The organism is Cryptosporangium sp. NPDC051539 (assembly GCF_044454545.1).
In the GTDB taxonomy this organism is placed as follows: Bacteria; Actinomycetota; Actinomycetes; order Mycobacteriales; family Cryptosporangiaceae; genus Cryptosporangium.
On the sequence record NZ_JBITDV010000009.1, the window covers coordinates 68,488 to 86,080 of the forward strand.

Sequence of the window (17,593 nt, forward strand, 5' to 3'; positions counted from 1 at the left end):
AGCTCGTGGGCCATCGCACCCACCCGTCCCCGGACGGCGGCGATCAGCGGTTTCGACAGCCGGGTCGAGAGGCCGAACGGGTTCGGAGCCGGCGCCCGTAAGCACGACCACGCGGACGTCAGCGGTGTACTCCGCCCGGTGGGTGTACCGGACCGTGTCCGACTGTTCATCGTCTGCCATGAACCAGGAGTAGGGGCGGAAGGGGGGTACTGACATGCAGTTTCGGCATCCGATGAATTACCTGAACGCAAATGTGCGCAGTGCGGGAGCAAGCGGGTCCGAGCCCCGGCGCGGGTGACTGACACCGCTTACAGCGACGGGTCCGACAATGCCGCGCTGACGGTCGTGAGGACGTGACCAGCGGCGCTGAGCCGGTCGACGAGGGTGCCGAACGTCGACATCAAGTGGTCGTCGGGGGTGGGGCCGCCGTCGTGGCCGAGGATCACCGCACCGGGTTGGACCTCGGACAGGAGCCGCCGCAGATCGTGGTCGGGGTGGGCTCCGCGTACGAGGTCCGACCAGAGCACGACCCGGAGGCCGAGCTGGGCGGCGGTGAGCAGGCCGGGTGCGTCGATCTCGCCCCACGGCGGCCGGAGTAGCGTGGGTTCCCGGCCGGTCAGGTCGGCGAGCGTGGCCTGGGTGCGGTCCAGCTGCTCCCGGAGCCGGCGGGCGTCGAGCTGGTCGATGCGCCGGTGGGACCAGGTGTGGTTGCCGATCTCGTGCCCCGCGTCGGCTACCCGCCGGACGAGATCGGGATGACGGGCGGCGTGCGTTCCGATCATGAAGAACGTGGCTCGGGCACCGTGGGCGGCCAGCACCTCCAGCACGCGGGGGGTCCAGCGCGGATCGGGCCCGTCGTCGAACGTCAGGGCCGTGCGACGGCCGACGCCGGACAACCGCCAGATCAACTGGACCCCGACCGGCCCGACGAAGGGCGACGGCCGCGCGGAGCGGTCTCCCTCGGACCGGGGGAACAGGTCGCGTCCGGCCAGCGCGCCGAGCCCGGCCGCGGTCGCACTCGCGGCCCCACCGAGGACCACGGCACGCCGGGTGAAGCGGGCACGCCGCCGTGGTGAGTCCGGTGTCATCAGCACTCCCGAGCCCCCTGTATGCGCGCCGTCCGGCCCGGGCGGCAAGCCAGCTGCCCCGCGGCCACTGACTCCATGGTGGACCGGACGAACAAGGCCGCCCAGCGAACGAGACGCAGATTACGTCCCCCGTCATCATCGGCCTGGGATACGTCTGAAGAGGTGGCCTGCGGGGTCGGATCAGGGGGATGTTCGCGCTGCTCAGGTACTTCGGGACCGGCGGTTCGACGGTTCTCGTGTCCGGAAGGGCGCGGGCGACTGGCGGCTCGGTTCGCCTCTGTGTGCCACAGGTGGCCGGCGCCGGCGCCGGCGGGGGAGTCGCCCGCTCGGGGCTGCGGTCGCGCAACGGGGTGTCTCGGGCCGACCGCGCGGACGGTTTTCCGCGGTGAAGCGGAATGGCTCGCGCGGCGTCCGCGTCTGCCGTGACGAACCTGTGCTCGCCGGTGCTTCATTGAGGGCGGAGGTTCGGCTCGAGGTCTGGGACTTCGCCGGCGGTGGCGAATTGATTGACGGGTGGGAGCCGATCGTCAGCGGCCGACGTCGGTGTCAGCTGAGTGACCGCGGTCGGCATGGGGCCGATCGTGAACACGCGGGTGGACGGGCCGACGGTAACGCCGAGGAAGGATGCTTCGGACGGCACGGGATCCGGAAGCGTCATCGTGTGCGATCCCGCGTCGAGTGGGCCGTCGAAGACGCGCATCGCGGTGCTCGTGGGCTCCGGAGGCACGAAAGATGTGTGCCACCACGCTTCGACGGTGACGGGAGTGGGACCGGTCAGAGTGAGGTGCAGTGCGCGTTGTTCCTGGTGGTAACTGACCACGCTGTCGTCGAGGGCTTCGACCGCAGTAGCAGCTTGCACTTGAGCGGCGATGACACCGGGGATTCCGGCGAGCCCTTGGAGGAAGGTGATGTGTGGGTTGAGCCGCGACATTTCCTGGCGCAGCCGCTTCTTGGTCTCGGCGGGGACCATGCCGCCGAAGACCAGTAGGTCGAGGTCGTCGACGCTGTAGTCGTCGACGACCTTCTCGAATTGGTTCGTCGCGTCTGCGGAGTAGCCCTTGGCCCGCAGGATCTCGACGGTGGCTGCAAGCACGCTGGGGCTGCGGCCGACGACGAGGATGCGTCCGGGTTCGTTCCGGGATGAAGTAGACACGGCCATGCTCCTCACTGCGGTCGATCGGTGTTGGTAGCGCCAACATAGCAAGTGTTGGTATCGCCAACAACGGGTAGGCTCTATCGGTGTCCATGCCCCCGCACTCCACCGGCCGCGGTTTCCACCGGCTCGAAGGCCGTCCGACCTGGCTCGTGAGCCGAGTCCACGCGCGTTCCTCGAGTCTGCTCAGTGCGGGGTTCGAGGCGTTCGGTGACGGGTTGCGCAGTTACCACTATCGGCTTCTCGCTGCTCTGGAAGAGCGAGGTCCGGCGAGCCAGGCCGAGCTCGGCCGAATGACCGGCATCGATCGCAGCGATGTGACAGGCGCCCTGATCGAGCTTGAGTCACGCGGTTCGGTCAAGCGAGCGGTCGATCCTGACCACAAGCGACGGAAGGTCGTGACCATTACCCCGGAGGGCTCCGAACGTCTCCTCCAACTCGACGCCATTGTCGACCACGTGCAGGACGAGTTCCTCGCGCCGCTAACGGTCGCCCAGCGGCGTCAGTTCGTCATTCTGATGTCGCGGCTCGCAGATACCCGACGCTCAGACGAGACGTGAAGGCTCGCCCACGTGTGGCCGGGTCTGTCGCGGCCGGCCACGCTCGACGTTGCTGAGCGTGGCCGGCCTGCTGCGGTCAGGAGGCGGCGGCCCTTCCGTCCGGGTGCCGGCGCGGTGAAGGCAGCCTTGTCCAGGGTCGGCGGGCGGCCGAAAGCACAGTGGGTCAGCTGAGTTCGTTCAGGTCTTGTGGTTTGGTACGCCTGGGTCGGCTCCTCGGTGCGAGCAGGACGAACGGTGTCGTGCAGTCGAGGGTCAGAATCGGTTTGGCCCAGAAGTCGAGTACCGCTAACGCGCTTACCCACGCTCGGCTGTCCGCGGTGTCTGGCTCCAGTCCTTTCATGAACGTCGGGAGGTCGCCCATCGCGTACATCATGAACATCTCCGCGCAGAACTCGCTGAAGTCGTCGGCCTGGTATTTGCGGCGCTGAGCGGGGCTCATCCGACCGTTTGTCCGGTCGGCGCCCAGGTCGAGGCAGCAGAAGCCGGCCCCGTTGTCGTGTTTCAGCTCCATCCACGCGTCGTAGAAGAGGCGGGCGGCCGGCGGTAGGTCCCCGATCATCGTGATCTCGTAACTGGCCTGGACCCTGTGCGGCGGGACATGCTGTGCCACCACGGGGCTGATCGACAGGTCGTGGCGCAGCAGCCGCTCGAAGCAGGCGTGCCCGGTCTCGTGCAGGAACAACCGGAGGAAGTTCTGGGGAGCGGTCTCGGGCTCGGACCGCACGTGGAGTTCCTGATTGAACTGGACCATCGCGTCCTGATAGGTGTGGTAATACACGAATCCACCCCAGTCCTTGGTCCACTTGGAGCCCCACACCACCGTGGACAGACACATCTGGATGTTGGGCCAGAACCGGGGGTGGGCGGCGAGGAACCCGTTGACCGCGTGCTGCTGGGCGACGGTGACCGCGTCGCCGAACTGCGGCGCACCGGTCGCGTGTGCGGCGAGCGGAAAGTCCCGCCCGGGCCAGGGGATCGGGGCGGCGGGGGCTGCCGGGGCGGCGGGGGTTGCCGGGGCTGGGGCCGGGACGGGGTTGAGGTAGCTGTGGAGAAAGGTCTCCAAGTCGCCGGGATCGTTCGCCGGTTGCATCGCGGTCCCCTCGCTCGTGACGCTGATGGATCCCAGGGTGGCAGCCCCCGGCGGGTCCCGCGTCAGCATTCGTCGGTAACGCCCAGGCAGGCCGCTATCGGTGATCCGACGATCGCTACGACGTACTGTCGCTGCAGTTACTTACGGCTTCACCTTCCACATCGGGTCATCCTGCGGTGGTCGGCAGGTCGTGCGGACATGCTCGCGGAACTTCGGGTTCAGCTGACGCCGGACCGCATGGATGAACGCTGCACGTGCTTCCTCGACTGGCTGGCGCGTCAGCCACCACTCTTCTAGGCCGATACCCTCCTGGCGAACGGCCTGATCTGCGCGCCAGATTTGCTCCCCCAGAGCATGCGCCGTCGCGACAGTCTTCGGCTCGCAGACAAAGGACACGACAGTCAAGGCATGATTCCAAGGAGCCCAATCGATAGGTTCGGGCTTCGCCCCGCCAGCGAATCGCGCAAGCCAGTTATACACGACCGCGTACTCCTGCATCATCTCCTGGCAGCTTTCGAGCTGAGACTCGCGAATCCGCTGTCTGCCACTGTTGCGCCCACCAAGATAGGTGCCAACGACCACTCCAATCAACGCAAGGCAACCCGTCAACGCTCCTGGAGCCACATCTTTCATACGGCGATAATGAGGGCTCACGCATCAGTGGAGCCGGATATCCACCCCCGCCATGCCGACCGGATCGTGATATTGGCGCCCTCGGGTGCGACGCACTCTCTTGCCGTACATAAGGCGAGAACGTCGTCAGTGGGTGTCTACTTTCGGTCACCGATCACCACGGCGCGCGAACGTTCCCTAGTGCCGATCTGCCAGGATCGCGTCCTAGAAATCGGTGACGGCCTCGGAGACGTTGACGACGTATTTGCCAGGTGCCGGTGGCGAGTGCTTGCTGAGCGTCGATCGCCGCCGCCAGACCGTTGAGCACAGTTGCCTCGGTGCTGGCCCGGCCGTCGGCTAGGAGGTTAAGTGCGACGCGCAGCGAGGAAGCGACCTTTTCGGGTGCTTGGGCCGAGAGCGCGGCGAGGCTGAAGCCGCCGATGGAGGCGTTTCGGGCGTAGAGCAAAGCGGTAGCCGGTAATGCGGCCAGAGGCGCGCCGGAGGAATTGCCGAACAATGATCCGGCCGGCACCGGAACCGTCAGCGCGGCCTTCGCCAACGCGATTTCCGCGAGGCCGCCCTCGTTGGTCAACGCCACGACCCGGTCTCCGACGCGGAGCTGGGTGACCTCGGGTCCGTGCTCGACGACGGTGCCAGAGACCTCAAGACCGGGGACGAACGGCCACCGCGGGGCGTATCCGGGATCGCCGCGGCGGGCCATGACGTCCTTGAAGTTGATACCGGCGTAGGCGACGTGGATGGCTACTTCCGCCCTTGGTCCACCCCGAGGTGGACCAGCTGGAACTCGTCGCCGTACTGCACGCGTTGGCCGATCCGACTCGGCTCACCGTCGTGCGGACACTGCGCACCGAGCCCGAGCGTCCGTGCGGCACCTTCCCGGTCCATGTCGCGCCGTCCACACTGAGTCACGGAGGATTGACCACCGACGTCGGACGTCCTCCTGCCGCACTGCGCCTGGTCCGGTGCGCCGTGGACCGCTGACGGTGCAGACTCAACCGCGGGCCATGGAGGGTCGCCGTTGCCGGCTCGATTTCGACCGTGGCGGCCGGACGCGTCGGTGGCGTTCGCGGGAAGTCGAAGAAACGAGGGTACGGCGGTGGTCTGGACTTGGCGGCGTACGGCGATCGGACTGGCGATCGCCGTAACTCTCGGCCTGCTCGCCGGCATCGTCTTTCTGATCGGCGATCAGCGGCGCCGGCGGATCGTCGACCACGGTATCCGCACCGCAGCCGTGGTCACCGCAGACCACGACGACGAATGGGATCACTGGTACACGGTGAGCTACCGGGTCGAAGGCAGGGACTGCAGCGCGAACCTGCGCTATCCGTGGGTGATCGACAAGATACCGGTCGGGCAGAGTCTGACTGTCTACGTCGATCCGGACCACCCCGGCCGGATTTCGACGGCGAACGGCTACGCCACGCCGGTGTGGACGTCGGCGCCCGGATGGCTGGCGGTCTTGGCGATCTTCGCAGCGTTCATCTCGATCGCGGGCCGCTTGTTCAGCGCCCGGTCCGCGCGCCTCCGGCCGGCGAGTGGGGCGGATCGCGGGTGAGGGGTGTCGATCAATCGATCTCCGGTCGCGAGCGCCCGACGAAACCGCAGGCCAGCGTATCGGGCTGAGCAATTCGGCGGCATTCCGTCTGGCATCATGACCGCGTGCCCCGGGCTCAGGTGTTCGTTGAGCAAGTGCCACGCCCGCAGTTCGCGACGATGTTTCTCGCCGGCGGTGCCCTTGCCGACGTCGTCGGCCTCGTCCGAGAGTCCGACGGGCTCCTGGACCTGGATTTCTGGGTCGACAGCAGAGCCAACCTGGAGCGAGCCTCGGTCTACTGCGGGCTGGCGAGGCTGGTCGACATCTACGCCGGCAAGGGCCGGCGGCTGAGGGCGGAGGCGACCAGCCTGGTCCGACGGCGCCTGTCGCTGCCTGTCGAGCGCGCCTCGTGGGTCGGGGAAGGGGATCACGCGAGGTTGGCGGCCGACGTCGTCTCGCTGGTCGACCGCGCTGTACCGGTGCTGCCGGCGAGCCACACGCGGGCCGGGCGGACTCTGCGCTCGGATCACGAGCGCACTGTGCTGGCGCGGAGCTTCGGCCCCCGATTCGATGACGAGAGCTGGGGAGCCCCCTGGCAGGCGAACCTCACCGAACGTCTGCGCGACGCTCTGCACGAGGTCGAAGGGATTCCGCGGAACCTGCCGCCGAAGCCGTCCTGCGACGCGCTGATGGTCGATCAGTCGGGCGGCCTTCTGCTCGTGGATGCGGAGGCGCCGAGGTCGGCTGAGGTCGGGTTTGCGCCGTCACGCGCGTCCCAGAACATCGCCCTTTGGGACGCTTGGGTCGCCTCCGATCCCGACGCACTGTCGCATCTTCGGATGATGGCGGTCCTGCGTGAGGGCCTCGGCCTGTGTCCGGCGGGAACGGCCGATCTGGTGCCGTCGTCCGGGGCTCCGAGAAGCACCTTCGTGCTGGTCACAGAGTCAAGTGTCAGCGCTGCGCTGATCGCCCGCCTGGAGCGGGCCACTGCTGTCCTTACGGACGCCGGGCTTCTCGACGCGACGCGCTTCCGCTATCAACTGGCGCCCCCCGACGAGACCGAGAAGGGCGACAGGGCAGCCGAAACGCGGAAGTAACTCATGTGCAATCGCGAGAAAACTCTTGTCCTGAACCGTCGATGGCAGCACATGGTGTTCCTGGAGCCTCGCCGATGCGAGCCATGACAGAAATACGCGAAGTGCCTCACGTGCAGCGGGGACAGCCCGCACAGCCTCTGAGGAGCCCTCGTGTCGATTTCTGTCCCCGAGTCACCGGAACTTCCGCGGCCGATTCGCCGGCTACTTCGTGCGCGCCTGGCCAACGGCCACCTCGTCGACGTCGGGATCGAGGACGGCGTGGTCGTCGCCGTCTCGCCGAGTGGGAGTCTCTCCACGGCCGGCCCTGAGGCCGGGGACCTCGATCTCGGCGGTTGGCTGCTCCTCGCGGCGCCGGCCGAACCACATGCCCACCTCGACAAGGCGCTCAGTTTCGATCTGATTCAGCCGCCGCTGGGCGACCTCGATTCCGCCGTCGCGTCCTGGATGGGCTACGCGCCGAGCCTGACCGTCGAGTCGACTGCCGTGCGGGCCAGGACCCAAGCGCTCGCGATGCTCGCGAACGGGATCACGGCGATCCGCACCCACGTCGACATCCACCGCGGCGTCGCACAAACGGGCCCGCAGGCGCTGATTCAGGTCCGCGAAGAGCTCCGCGACCTGCTCGACCTGCAGATCGTGGGACTGTTCCACTGGCGAACCGAGGACGCGGACATCGCGGCAGCTCTGGACCTGGGGCTCGATCTCGTCGGCGGTGCACCGCATCACGCAGGGGATCCTCTCGTCGAGGTGGACCGGATGGTGGCCTTTGCGAGGAGGTACGGCCTCGGGCTCGACCTCCACACCGATGAGCGCCTCGACGGACCCATCAGCCTCGACCACTACGCGCGCCTCGCCCGCGACCTACCCCACGGCCGGGCGTCCGCCGCCAGCCACTGCGTGCGGCTCGGAACCCTGCCTCCCGAGCAGCGGGACGTCGTGATCGAGGAGGTCCGCCGGTCCGATCTCGGCGTCATAGCGCTGCCGGCCACCAATTTGTACCTCCAGGGACGCGGGGACACCGTCGCCACCCCCCGGGGAATCACCGCACTACGCCCCCTCATCGAGGCCGGAGTCAAGCTCGCCGCCGGAGCGGACAACGTTCGCGACCCGTTCAACCCCGTCGGCCGGAGCGATGCCTTCGAGACAGCCTCTCTGCTGGTGACCGCCGGTCACCTCACGCCCGCCGAGGCCTGGCACCTGGTCACCGACGGCGCTCGTTCGGTGATGGGCTTGCCCGTGGCCGGTCCTCGGGTAGGCGCACAGGCCGACCTCCTCGCGGTGCCGTCGGCGAATCTGATTCAGGCGATCGCCGAGGGACCCGCCGACCGGCTCGTGCTGCGCCGCGGCGACCTGGTGGCTCGATCGACGACGAGCCGCGTGGTGGCCAGGCCAGGTGCCCTCGCCGGTAACCGCCGACCCAGCTAGACGCTCGGCTCGGCCAGCACGAACTTTCGCGCACGCTCGCGCGCCCGAAGCCTGCCGCGCCTCCGAAGGAGTTCAGCCATGCCCACAACTCATCCCCGGGCCGTTGAAGGGCTCGTCGGGTTGCTCGGCTCCGACCGAGTCATCCCGGCCGGTCCCCGCGTCACCAAGTACCTCCGGGACTTCTCCTGGTACAGCCCCGTCCTGGAGAGCGAGTTCGCCGACACCACCGTCGAAGCCATCGCGATCCCGCACTCGGTCGAGGAGCTGACCAAGGTCGTCGCCATCGCCGCCCGGCACCGGATGCCGTTGACGATGCGTGGCGCCGGAACCGGCAACTACGGGCAGTCGCTCCCGCTGCGCGACGGTCTCGTGGTCGACGTACGCAAGGTGGCGGGGGTCGAGAACGTGACGGACCACAGCGTCGTCGCTCTAGCCGGCACGAAGGTCACCGAGATGGAGCAGGCCGCGCGCCAGGCCGGCCGGGAACTCGCAGTGATGCCCAGCACGTACCGCATCGCCACCGTGGCGGGCTTCGTCTCGGGTGGTTCGGGAGGCCCGGGCCAGGTCACCAACGGCAACCTCTGGGACGGCAACGTCCTGTCGGTGGAACTACTCACCGTCGAGGAGGAGCCGCGAGTGATCAGGCTGGTCGGCGAGGAGGTGAACAACGTCCTGCATCTCTACGGCACCGTCGGCGTCATCACCCGAGTCGAGCTGCGGACGGTACCGGCGCACGAGTACGGCCAGTACGTGATCGACTTCGAGAACCTCGCCGATTGCGTCCGCTTCGGCTGGCGCGCCACCGCGAGCACGGACATCCATCTCCGTCTCGCCTCGATTCATTCGGCGCCGCTCGGAGCGACGATGACCGGGATCGCCGACCTTTTCCCGGCCGAGAACGCCGTAGCGCTGCTCTGGGCCGATCCGGCCGGGCGCGAGGCGCTGGCGACGCTCGTCGCCGCCCACGGCGGCCACCTCCGCGATGCTCCGGAGGCGGTCAAAGAGATCGTCCACTTCTCCTTCAGCCACGCCGTGATTTGGATTCGTCGTGTCTACCCCCACTCGTCGTGGATGCAGGCCGCCTACACCGCCTCCGATCCGGACGCTTTGGTCCGGCAGGTCGAGGCGATCGCCGAGAGGTACCCCGACACTTACAAGGTCCACCTGGAGTTCGCCACCCATCCCGGCGGCGCGGTGCGCGCCTGGGGCGTCGACATCCTGCTGGACATGCCCGACCACGGAGCTGCCCTCGACGAGCTGATGACCTACTGCCGGTCGATCGGCGTGAGGGTTCTCAACCCGCACAGCTACGTGGTCGAAGAGGGCGGGTTCGTCGGTGACATCGCCCGGATGCTCGCGCTCAAGGCCACGTGCGACCCCTACGGGATCCTCAACCCGGGCAAGCTCGCCACCAGCTTCTACGTCGACCGTACCTGGCGGGGCGAGTCGGAATCAGAGGTCCGGTCCGTCGCCCCCGAGCAGCTCCGGTCATGACCGGTCACCGCGGCGCCGTCCTCGACCACGTCGCCGTCGAGACGACCGGCATCGAGGCCGACGTCGCCCTGATGACCCGGACGTTCGGCCTCACCGAGCTCAGGTGGGGCGTCCACGTGCAGACCGGGAAGCGGATCGTGATGCTCCGCGACTCCCTCGGGATGAAGCTCGAGTTGATCGAGACGGTGACGCCGGACGGCTCGCTGGCGCACGTCGCCTTCGAGGTCACCGACGTCGAGGTCGCCGCCGCGGCGGCGATCGGCGCCGGCTGCCTCGGCGAGATCGGACTGATCCGGATCCCCGCAGCGATGGCGTCCGCCGCTGTAGTGCGGAGCCGCGCCGGAACCGCGCTTCAGCTCATCCGCTACGAGGACGGCAGCCCCGATGTCACCCGCCCCGCTGCACCTGAAACCGAGGCCGTCCGCGGCCCAGAAGGGACCACCTCGTGACGAACAACGTATTTGCCGTCCCGACCGTTGACGTCTCTCCGTACCTGGAGGATCCGAGCGACGCGAACGCGGCCCGGCGAGTCGCCGTCGCCGCCCAACTCGACCGAGCCTGCCGGGAGGTGGGCTTCATCCAGATCGTCGGCCACGGTGTCGATCACGCGACCATCGACGGCTTCGCCTCCGCGCTGGACGAGTTCTTCGCGCTGGACGACGTGACGAAGGCCCGGTACCGCGGGCCGTCCGGATCGAATCGTGGCTACACCCCGCCGAAGTCGGCGTCGCTCAGCATGAGCCTCGGCATCCCGCCCGCCAACATGAGGAACGACTTCTACGAGGCGTTCACGATCGGGCGGGAGGTGGACGACTACCCGCATCTGGACCTGCCCGAGGGAACGTATCCGCGTAACCTGTGGCCGGCCGAGGCGCCGAGCTTCCCGGCGGCGGTGGCGCGGTACAACGAGGCGGTCACGGCCGTCTCCCGCGCGATCCTCTGGGCCTTCGCCGACGCGCTGGGCGTGGGACGCCCGTTCTTCGAGTCGCTCATCGACCACTCCATCGACACGCTGAAGATGAACAATTACGCCCTTCCGGAGATGTCGTTCGACGTCGCCGAAGAGCTGATCGGCATGGGCGCACACACGGACTTCGGCATCCTGACCGTCCTGTGGGCCGATCGCGTCGCCGGACTCCAGATCCTCGACAAGGAGGGAACCTGGCACGACGTGATGCCCGACCCGGGAGCCTTCCTGGTCAACCTGGGCGACGCCATGGCGCGCTGGACCAATGACCAGTGGCTGTCGACCATCCATCGGGTGAACCCGCCGATCGTGCAGGGGCGGGTACAGCGCCGCCGCTCGGCGGCCTTCTTCCTCGACGGCAACTACGACGGTGTCATCGAGCCCATCGCAACATTCGTCACCGACGGCGAGGAGCTGTACCCACCGATCACCGTCGAGGAGAACATCAAGGCGAAGATCGCCGGCATCGAGCTGGGCAAGAAACCGGCGAACGCGGACCGTGAGGCCAATCGTGTGCTCGCGGCCCGGAGCGCAGGGTGATCGCCGACGTCGAGGCGTCGACGGCAGTGGCCTTCGAGGGCGTGGACGTGGTCTTTCCCGACGGGACCCGGGCGCTGTCCGCCGTCGACCTGGGCGTCCGCCGCGGTGAGTTCGTGTCGCTGGTGGGGCCGTCGGGTTGCGGCAAGTCGACCCTGCTGCGGCTCGCTGCCGGGCTGGTCCGGCCCACCTCCGGCCTCGTGCGGAACGGCAGCAGGGAGCTCGGCTACGTCTTCCAGGACGCCACGCTGCTCCCGTGGCGGACAGTCGCCGACAACGTCGGCCTCCTGCCACAGCTGCGCCGGGTGGCACGCCGAGAGCGGCACGAACTGGTCTCCGCCGCTATCCAGACCGTCGGACTGCGTGGTTTCGAGGACTCCTACCCACGGACGCTGTCCGGTGGAATGAAGATGCGCGTTTCTCTCGCGAGAGCGCTGACGCTCGACCCGGACCTGTTCCTTTTCGACGAACCCTTCGGGGCGCTCGACGAAATGACCAGGGAGCGGTTGAACGACGAGGTTCTCCGACTCTTCCAAGTGAAGGGATTCGCCGGGATCTTCGTCACCCACTCCGTGCCCGAAGCCACCTTTCTCTCCACTCGCGTGATCGTCCTGTCGAGCAGGCCCGGACGCATCGTGGCGGACATTCCTGTCGGCTTCGACTACCCGCGGTCATCGACTCTTCGCTTCGACCCGGCATTCAACCGAGTCGCCGCCGCCGTATCCGACGCGCTTCGGAACTAGATCACTCCGCCGTCAACCGAGAAGGAATCAGATGAAGATCAAGCACATCCAGGCGCTCGCGTTAGCCGTTGGCCTGGTGCTGGTCACGGCCGGCTGTGGCGGCAGCGACTCGTCGTCCACGTCGTCCGGCACCACCACGGCCACCGGCACACCCGGGCGCCTGACGAGTGTCTGCCCGTCGACGATCAAGATCCAGCTGGGCTGGTACCCCCAGCCGGACCCGTACGCAATGGTCTTCGGTCTGCTCGCACCGAACGGGAAGCTCGACTCCAAGGCGGCCAGCTACACCAGCACGGCTCTGGCCGATCCCGGCCAGAAGATCGAGATCATCGGCGGTGGGCCCCTCGTGAGCTATCAGCAAGTCTCCTCGCTGATGTACACCGATCCCGACATCCTGCTCGGCGACGTGAGCCTCGACGAGGCGATCGCCCAGGCGAAGAAGTTCCCGACGGTGGGCGTCGTCGCGCCGTTCGAGAAGTCGCCCCTCGGGCTCATGTACAACCCCGACGCCGTGAGCTTCACGTCATTGCAGGACGTCAAGGACTCGCGCACCACCGTGCTGGCGGCCGCCGGACAGACCTCGATCGCGGCACTGGTCGGGCTCGGGAAGCTGGACAAGAGCCAGATCGACTCCAGCTACAAATACAGTCCGGCCCAGTTCGTCGCGGCCAACGGCAAGATCGCGCAGCAGGCCTTCGCGACGGAGGAGCCGTACGCCTACGAGCACTCCTCGTTCTGGAAGAAGCCGGTCGACGTGCTCCTGCTGGCTGATCAGGGCTACCCCAACTACCAGAACGACTTCGCCGTCACCCCGGCGAATCTCACGAGCAAGGCAGCCTGCCTCACCAAGCTGGTGCCGCTGATGCAGCAGTCGATGGTCGACTACTTCAAGAGTCCGGACGCGGTGAACACCGTGATCGCCGATCTCTCCGCCCAGCTCAAGAACCCGACGCCCGTCACGATCGGCTCGGAGAAGTTCGCCGCCGACGTGATGAGCTCGAAGGGCCTGGTGGCCAACTCCACAGGATCGTCGACGTTCGGCCTGTTCGACTCCGCGCGGGTTCAGGACATGGTCAAGACCGTGACTCCGGTCTTCAAGGGGACCGCGAACTTCGACCCGGCGGTCAAGCCGGAGACGTTGTTCACTAACAAGTTCCTCGACCCGAGCATCGGTTTCAACCAGTGACGGCACCGCAGCCGACCGCGGAGGCCCCGGTGACACCAGGTCCCGAGGGTCAGGTGCCCGGCGTCGGGCCGGCATCTGCGCCGGAGCATCGCCCACCTGGCGCGCCTGCCGGGGCAGGCCGGAGACGCATTCGGCGAGTCGTCGCCCCGGCCGTGGTGTTTCTGCTCTTCATCGGCGCCTGGTACCTCCTCGCCGACGTGCTGATGTCACCCAGCCGCCGTTTCCTGGTGCCGACACCGCACGCCGTCTGGCAGGAGAGTTTCGCGAACGCGGCCAGCCGGGACGAGTTGCTGCTCGGGCTGTGGGTGACAACCAAGGTGTCCCTCTGCGGCCTGCTCGTCGCCACGGTCGTCGGCACGGCGTTCGCCGTGGTGATGAGCCTGGCCGAATGGCTGGAGGACTCGTTTTATCCGTATGCGATTCTCCTTCAGGTCATCCCGGTACTGGCGATTGCTCCGTTGTTGGGACTTCTCGTCGGTTTCGGCTTCACGAGCAGAGTCATCGTCTGTGTGCTGATCGCGTTGTTCCCGATCATCACCAACACGCTCTTCGGGCTGAAATCGGCCGACCGGGGTATGCACGAGCTCTTCACGTTGATGAAGGTCGGGCGGGTGAGACGACTGTTGATGTTGCAGTTTCCGGCGGCGCTCCCGTCGATCTTCACCGGATTGCGGATATCGGGAGGCGCCGCGGTGGTCGGCGCGGTGGTCGGCGACTTCTTCTTCCAGCGCGGTGAGGCCGGGCTGGGAGTGCTCCTGCAGGCCTACAGCAACCAGCTCCTCACCCCGCAGCTTTACGGCGACGTCATCCTCGCGGCGTTGCTGGGCGTCGCCATGTTCGTGGTGCTGTCCGCCCTGCAAACCCTGGTCACGGGCAAGTGGTATTCGCCAACCACCAAGTAGAGAACGGAGGCGTTGTGGAGTCGTCCAGTGGTGACCCCGGTCCGCTGCGAGTGATCGTCGACACCGATCTGTCGCTGGGCGCGCCCGGATCGGAGATCGACGACGGCCTGGCCTTGGCCATGGTGGTCGCCGAACCGCGACTCGACCTGCAGGCGGTCACGACCGTCAGCGGCAATGTCGATGCTGCGAGCGCCGCCTCTCTGGTGCTCGATCTGTTCGAGCGGCTCGACGTCCACGATGTTCCTGTGTTCAAGGGTGGCTTGTCGGCACTGTGCGACCCCGTGCCTCGTCGACCCTCGGTCCCGGCCGGTCGGGACGAAGACGGAGTCACCACCGGGTATGCCGCCGCGGAGATTGCTCGCCGGGTCGTGGAATCTCCCGGTGAGATCACGGTCATCGCCATCGGTCCGCTGACCAACCTCGCGGTGGCGATCACCATCGAGCCCGGATTCGCCGCTGCCGTCAAAGAGATCGTGGTGATGGGCGGGACGTATTTCCGGAATCTCAGCTGGGGGTCGCTGCCGAGCGAGTTCAACTTCTGGCTGGATCCGGAGGCCGCCAAAGTCGTGTTGCGCAGCGGGGCCAAGCTGCGCCTCGTCGGTCTCGACGTCACCACGCAGGTGCCGTTGTCACGCGCGGACGCCACGATGCTGCAGAACCGTGGCGGCCGGTTTGCCGCCTACGCCGGCACGTGCGCGCAGGCCTGGATCGAACGACTGGCGACGGAGTACCCCGGCGATCCGGACACGGGCGACTCCTGTTCGATGCACGATCCGGTGGCCGTTGCGGCAGCCGTCAGACCAGACCTTCTGGAGTGGAAGGAGGTGTACGTGGACATCGTCACTCACGACCAGCTCGGGCGAGGCGTGGCTGTCGTGGATCGTCTCGAAGGCCCGGCGAGCCGAAGTCCGAACTGTTCAGTGGCCGCCGGAGTCGACTCCGAGTCCATTCGCGCCTACGCGCTCGGACTGCTGCTCACCTTGTGACGTCGTCGCGATCCCTCTTGTCGTCTCGACCGGCGTTTCGGCGAGGTGCCGCTGACGCTGCGCTCCTGCGCGCTCCGCGCCAGTGAACGTCGTGATCGTGGCGAAGTTCTCGAACCGCCGGTCCGCTCAGGTCACTCGGAACACCGGCCACCCGATCTCGGTGCGCCACGCGGCCGGATCGCTCGCGTCCCGGGGCCCGACGAGGTAGACCTCCCGCACGGGCCCCGCCACTGACATCGCGTTCTTCACGACCCAGGTACCGAGCTCACCGTAGGTGACCTCGATGCCTTCGTGCTCGCCGACGTGGGTGGTCACCGCCAGTTCCGCGGCGGGCAGGGTCGCGGCGTGCACGCGCCCGGTACGAGGTGGAGCGGCCGTCGGCAGGTAGACCAACACGTGACCGCGGCCCTGCTCGAACAGGGAGTTGTCGTAGGTGCCACCCGGTGGACCGGTCACCGCGTCGCCGACGGCCACCTCCAACTCGGCCATCGCGCCCGCGAACCAGGCCTCGACCTCGCCCTCGTCGACCACGGCCGCCACCGCCGCGACCGTCCGGGCGGGCTCGGCGCGGAGCTCCACCACGATCGGCGCGGGGTCGGGCCGGAGCAGGCGGCGCAGCGACGCGACCGCGACCCGGGTGCGGTCGAGCTCGGCCTCCAAGCGTTGGAGGTGGTCGGCGACCAGGGTCGCGCGGACACCGGGGTCGGGGGACCGCAGGATCCGCTGCACGTCACCCAGGGGGACGTCGAGTTCGCGGAGCCGGTTGATGACCTGCGCGGTCGGGATCTGCTCGACGGCGTAGTAGCGGTAGCCGGAGGTCTCGTCCACCACGGCGGGTTCCAGCAGGGCGCCCTCGTGGTACCGGCGCAAGGTCCGCACGCTCAGGTGGGTCAGGCGCGAGAACTCCCCGATCGTCAGCATCCCCGCAGTGTCGACTCTCCCCCCGGGGGAGAGTCCACCGCTTGACCCTCCCGGGTCGCGAGGCCACACGGTGGGCTCATGACACACGACAACGACCTCCGGTCCGATTCGCTCCCGACCACCGTCCGCAGTTTCCTCGCTGCTCACGTCGTCCGCGACGCCGACACGGCATCGTCGTTCTTCGCCGAGGACGCGGTGGCCGTCGACCAGGGCGAGTCCTTCCGCGGCCGGGAGCAGATCCACGCGTTCCTGCGGGACGCCGGCTCCGAGTTCGAGTACACGACCGAGCAGATCGGTGCCGCTCGGATCGACGACGACCACTGGGTGGTGACCCTGCGGCTCGAGGGGACCTTCCCGGGCGGCGTCGCCGAGCTCGACTACCGGTTCACGCTCCGTGAGGACGCCGTCAGCGAACTCGTCATCGCCAACCACGAAGCCTGACCGAACCGCACTACGTCACTCTTCAGAGGAGAGCGAATGCCTACTTCAGATCGCGATCGTCTCGACGGTCGCCGTGCGCTGGTCACGGGCGGGTCGAAGGGCTCGGGCAAGGCCGTCGTCGAGAGACTGCGGGAGATGGGCGCCGACGTCTACGTGACGGCGCGGACGATGCCCGAGGGGTACGCGCACCCCGACCGGTTCATCGAGGCCGACACCTCGACGGTCGAGGGCACGAAGGCGGTGGCCGACCGGATCGCCGAGACCGGCGGCGCACTGGACATCCTGGTGCACGTCGTCGGAGGTGCCTCGACGCCGTCCGGTGGGTTCGCGGTCATCACCGACGAGCAGTGGATGATCGAGCTGAACCTCAACCTCCTCGGAGCGGTGCGCCTCGATCGAGCTCTCCTCCCGGCGATGATCGAGTCCGGGTCGGCGGTCGTGCTGCACTTCACCTCGATCCAGCGTGAACTTCCTCAGTACGACGCGACCCTGGCCTACGCGGCAGCAAAAGCCGCGTTGCGCACCTACAGCAAGGGGCTCGCCAACGAGCTCGCCCCGCGCGGCGTCCGCGTCAACGCGATCAGCCCCGGCGGGATCGAGACGCAGGCCTACGAGAGGTTCGTGGACCGGATCGCCGAGGGCAACGGGATCAGCCGAGAACAAGCCAAGCAGAGCATCTTCGACTCCCTCGGAGGCGTTCCCCTGGGACGGTTTGCCGACCCCGAGGAGATCGCCGACCTGGTCGGGTTCCTGGTCTCGGACCGCGCCTCGGCCATCGTGGGCGCCGAGTACGTGATCGACGGCGGAACGGTCCCGACCGTCTGAGCCCGCCGACG

The 17,593-nt window shown here is 67.7% G+C and carries 19 protein-coding genes; 13 read left to right on the forward strand and 6 right to left on the reverse strand.

Annotated features, from left to right (window positions below):
• Positions 1-308: 308 nt before the first annotated feature.
• Both ACIBZJ_RS26870 and ACIBZJ_RS26875 read right to left on the reverse strand, forming a co-directional pair.
• Positions 309-1,088 (reverse strand): polysaccharide deacetylase family protein, encoded by a 780-nt coding sequence (locus tag ACIBZJ_RS26870; RefSeq protein WP_395934245.1) that lies wholly within the window; start codon positions 1,086-1,088, stop codon positions 309-311.
• A gap of 448 nt (positions 1,089-1,536) precedes the next feature.
• Positions 1,537-2,241, reverse strand: a complete 705-nt coding sequence (locus ACIBZJ_RS26875) for a hypothetical protein (RefSeq protein ID WP_395934247.1) — start codon at positions 2,239-2,241, stop codon at positions 1,537-1,539.
• A gap of 92 nt (positions 2,242-2,333) precedes the next feature.
• On the opposite strand from ACIBZJ_RS26875, the gene ACIBZJ_RS26880 reads away from it, so the two are divergent.
• Positions 2,334-2,801, forward strand: a complete 468-nt coding sequence (locus ACIBZJ_RS26880; RefSeq protein ID WP_395934851.1) for a MarR family winged helix-turn-helix transcriptional regulator — start codon at positions 2,334-2,336, stop codon at positions 2,799-2,801.
• Positions 2,802-2,964: 163 nt separating this feature from the next.
• Here ACIBZJ_RS26880 and ACIBZJ_RS26885 read toward each other — a convergent pair whose 3' ends face one another.
• The 3 genes from ACIBZJ_RS26885 to ACIBZJ_RS26895 all read right to left on the reverse strand — a co-directional run bounded on the left by ACIBZJ_RS26885 (position 2,965) and on the right by ACIBZJ_RS26895 (position 5,224).
• Positions 2,965-3,891: a hypothetical protein gene (locus tag ACIBZJ_RS26885; RefSeq protein ID WP_395934249.1), complete on the reverse strand. Its 927-nt coding sequence runs from the start codon at positions 3,889-3,891 to the stop codon at positions 2,965-2,967.
• Positions 3,892-4,032: 141 nt separating this feature from the next.
• Complete coding sequence (locus tag ACIBZJ_RS26890; RefSeq protein WP_395934251.1) at positions 4,033-4,524, reverse strand: hypothetical protein; 492 nt, start codon at positions 4,522-4,524, stop codon at positions 4,033-4,035.
• A gap of 154 nt (positions 4,525-4,678) precedes the next feature.
• The gene (locus ACIBZJ_RS26895) at positions 4,679-5,224 is read right to left on the reverse strand and encodes an alcohol dehydrogenase catalytic domain-containing protein (protein ID WP_395934253.1); all 546 of its coding nucleotides are present in this window, start codon (positions 5,222-5,224) and stop codon (positions 4,679-4,681) included.
• Positions 5,225-5,581: 357 nt separating this feature from the next.
• Between ACIBZJ_RS26895 and ACIBZJ_RS26900 the strand changes: the two genes are divergently transcribed.
• The 10 genes from ACIBZJ_RS26900 (at position 5,582) to ACIBZJ_RS26945 (ending at position 15,395) form a co-directional block, all read left to right on the forward strand.
• On the forward strand, positions 5,582-6,079 hold the full coding sequence (locus tag ACIBZJ_RS26900; RefSeq protein ID WP_395934255.1) for a DUF3592 domain-containing protein: 498 nt from the start codon (positions 5,582-5,584) through the stop codon (positions 6,077-6,079).
• A gap of 104 nt (positions 6,080-6,183) precedes the next feature.
• Positions 6,184-7,155 (forward strand): hypothetical protein, encoded by a 972-nt coding sequence (locus tag ACIBZJ_RS26905; RefSeq protein WP_395934257.1) that lies wholly within the window; start codon positions 6,184-6,186, stop codon positions 7,153-7,155.
• Between the two features lie 150 nt (positions 7,156-7,305).
• Positions 7,306-8,580, forward strand: coding sequence for an amidohydrolase family protein (locus ACIBZJ_RS26910; protein WP_395934259.1), 1,275 nt, complete (start codon positions 7,306-7,308; stop codon positions 8,578-8,580).
• Between the two features lie 78 nt (positions 8,581-8,658).
• The gene (locus ACIBZJ_RS26915; protein WP_395934261.1) at positions 8,659-10,074 is read left to right on the forward strand and encodes an FAD-binding oxidoreductase; all 1,416 of its coding nucleotides are present in this window, start codon (positions 8,659-8,661) and stop codon (positions 10,072-10,074) included.
• Positions 10,071-10,523 (forward strand): VOC family protein, encoded by a 453-nt coding sequence (locus ACIBZJ_RS26920; protein WP_395934263.1) that lies wholly within the window; start codon positions 10,071-10,073, stop codon positions 10,521-10,523. The genes ACIBZJ_RS26915 and ACIBZJ_RS26920 overlap by 4 nt, the downstream gene beginning before the upstream one ends.
• Positions 10,520-11,581, forward strand: a complete 1,062-nt coding sequence (locus ACIBZJ_RS26925) for an isopenicillin N synthase family dioxygenase (RefSeq protein ID WP_395934265.1) — start codon at positions 10,520-10,522, stop codon at positions 11,579-11,581. Before ACIBZJ_RS26920 ends, ACIBZJ_RS26925 begins: the two co-directional genes overlap by 4 nt.
• Positions 11,578-12,321: an ABC transporter ATP-binding protein gene (locus ACIBZJ_RS26930; protein ID WP_395934267.1), complete on the forward strand. Its 744-nt coding sequence runs from the start codon at positions 11,578-11,580 to the stop codon at positions 12,319-12,321. The genes ACIBZJ_RS26925 and ACIBZJ_RS26930 overlap by 4 nt, the downstream gene beginning before the upstream one ends.
• 31 nt (positions 12,322-12,352) lie before the next feature.
• Entirely contained in the window at positions 12,353-13,507 is a 1,155-nt protein-coding gene (locus ACIBZJ_RS26935; protein WP_395934269.1) for a hypothetical protein, read from the forward strand.
• Between the two features lie 152 nt (positions 13,508-13,659).
• Positions 13,660-14,409 (forward strand): ABC transporter permease, encoded by a 750-nt coding sequence (locus tag ACIBZJ_RS26940; RefSeq protein WP_395934271.1) that lies wholly within the window; start codon positions 13,660-13,662, stop codon positions 14,407-14,409.
• A 50-nt stretch (positions 14,410-14,459) separates the two neighbouring features.
• Positions 14,460-15,395, forward strand: coding sequence for a nucleoside hydrolase (locus tag ACIBZJ_RS26945; protein WP_395934273.1), 936 nt, complete (start codon positions 14,460-14,462; stop codon positions 15,393-15,395).
• A gap of 126 nt (positions 15,396-15,521) precedes the next feature.
• Here ACIBZJ_RS26945 and ACIBZJ_RS26950 read toward each other — a convergent pair whose 3' ends face one another.
• Positions 15,522-16,316, reverse strand: coding sequence for a MerR family transcriptional regulator (locus ACIBZJ_RS26950; RefSeq protein WP_395934275.1), 795 nt, complete (start codon positions 16,314-16,316; stop codon positions 15,522-15,524).
• A 78-nt stretch (positions 16,317-16,394) separates the two neighbouring features.
• Between ACIBZJ_RS26950 and ACIBZJ_RS26955 the strand changes: the two genes are divergently transcribed.
• Entirely contained in the window at positions 16,395-16,757 is a 363-nt protein-coding gene (locus tag ACIBZJ_RS26955) for a nuclear transport factor 2 family protein (protein ID WP_395934277.1), read from the forward strand.
• Positions 16,758-16,793: 36 nt separating this feature from the next.
• On the forward strand, positions 16,794-17,582 hold the full coding sequence (locus ACIBZJ_RS26960; protein ID WP_395934279.1) for an SDR family oxidoreductase: 789 nt from the start codon (positions 16,794-16,796) through the stop codon (positions 17,580-17,582).
• The last annotated feature ends 11 nt before the right edge of the window (positions 17,583-17,593 follow it).

What these genes read in the sequence shown, in the direction of transcription:
- ACIBZJ_RS26870 (WP_395934245.1), bottom strand. Translation starts at nt 1,088, where the DNA reads ATGACACCGGACTCACCACGGCGGCGTGCCCGCTTCACCCGGCGTGCC.
- ACIBZJ_RS26880 (WP_395934851.1), top strand. Translation starts at nt 2,334, where the DNA reads ATGCCCCCGCACTCCACCGGCCGCGGTTTCCACCGGCTCGAAGGCCGT.
- ACIBZJ_RS26885 (WP_395934249.1), bottom strand. Translation starts at nt 3,891, where the DNA reads ATGCAACCGGCGAACGATCCCGGCGACTTGGAGACCTTTCTCCACAGC.
- ACIBZJ_RS26890 (WP_395934251.1), bottom strand. Translation starts at nt 4,524, where the DNA reads ATGAAAGATGTGGCTCCAGGAGCGTTGACGGGTTGCCTTGCGTTGATT.
- ACIBZJ_RS26895 (WP_395934253.1), bottom strand. Translation starts at nt 5,224, where the DNA reads ATGGCCCGCCGCGGCGATCCCGGATACGCCCCGCGGTGGCCGTTCGTC.
- ACIBZJ_RS26915 (WP_395934261.1), top strand. Translation starts at nt 8,659, where the DNA reads ATGCCCACAACTCATCCCCGGGCCGTTGAAGGGCTCGTCGGGTTGCTC.
- ACIBZJ_RS26920 (WP_395934263.1), top strand. Translation starts at nt 10,071, where the DNA reads ATGACCGGTCACCGCGGCGCCGTCCTCGACCACGTCGCCGTCGAGACG.
- ACIBZJ_RS26935 (WP_395934269.1), top strand. Translation starts at nt 12,353, where the DNA reads ATGAAGATCAAGCACATCCAGGCGCTCGCGTTAGCCGTTGGCCTGGTG.
- ACIBZJ_RS26950 (WP_395934275.1), bottom strand. Translation starts at nt 16,316, where the DNA reads ATGCTGACGATCGGGGAGTTCTCGCGCCTGACCCACCTGAGCGTGCGG.
- ACIBZJ_RS26955 (WP_395934277.1), top strand. Translation starts at nt 16,395, where the DNA reads ATGACACACGACAACGACCTCCGGTCCGATTCGCTCCCGACCACCGTC.
- ACIBZJ_RS26960 (WP_395934279.1), top strand. Translation starts at nt 16,794, where the DNA reads ATGCCTACTTCAGATCGCGATCGTCTCGACGGTCGCCGTGCGCTGGTC.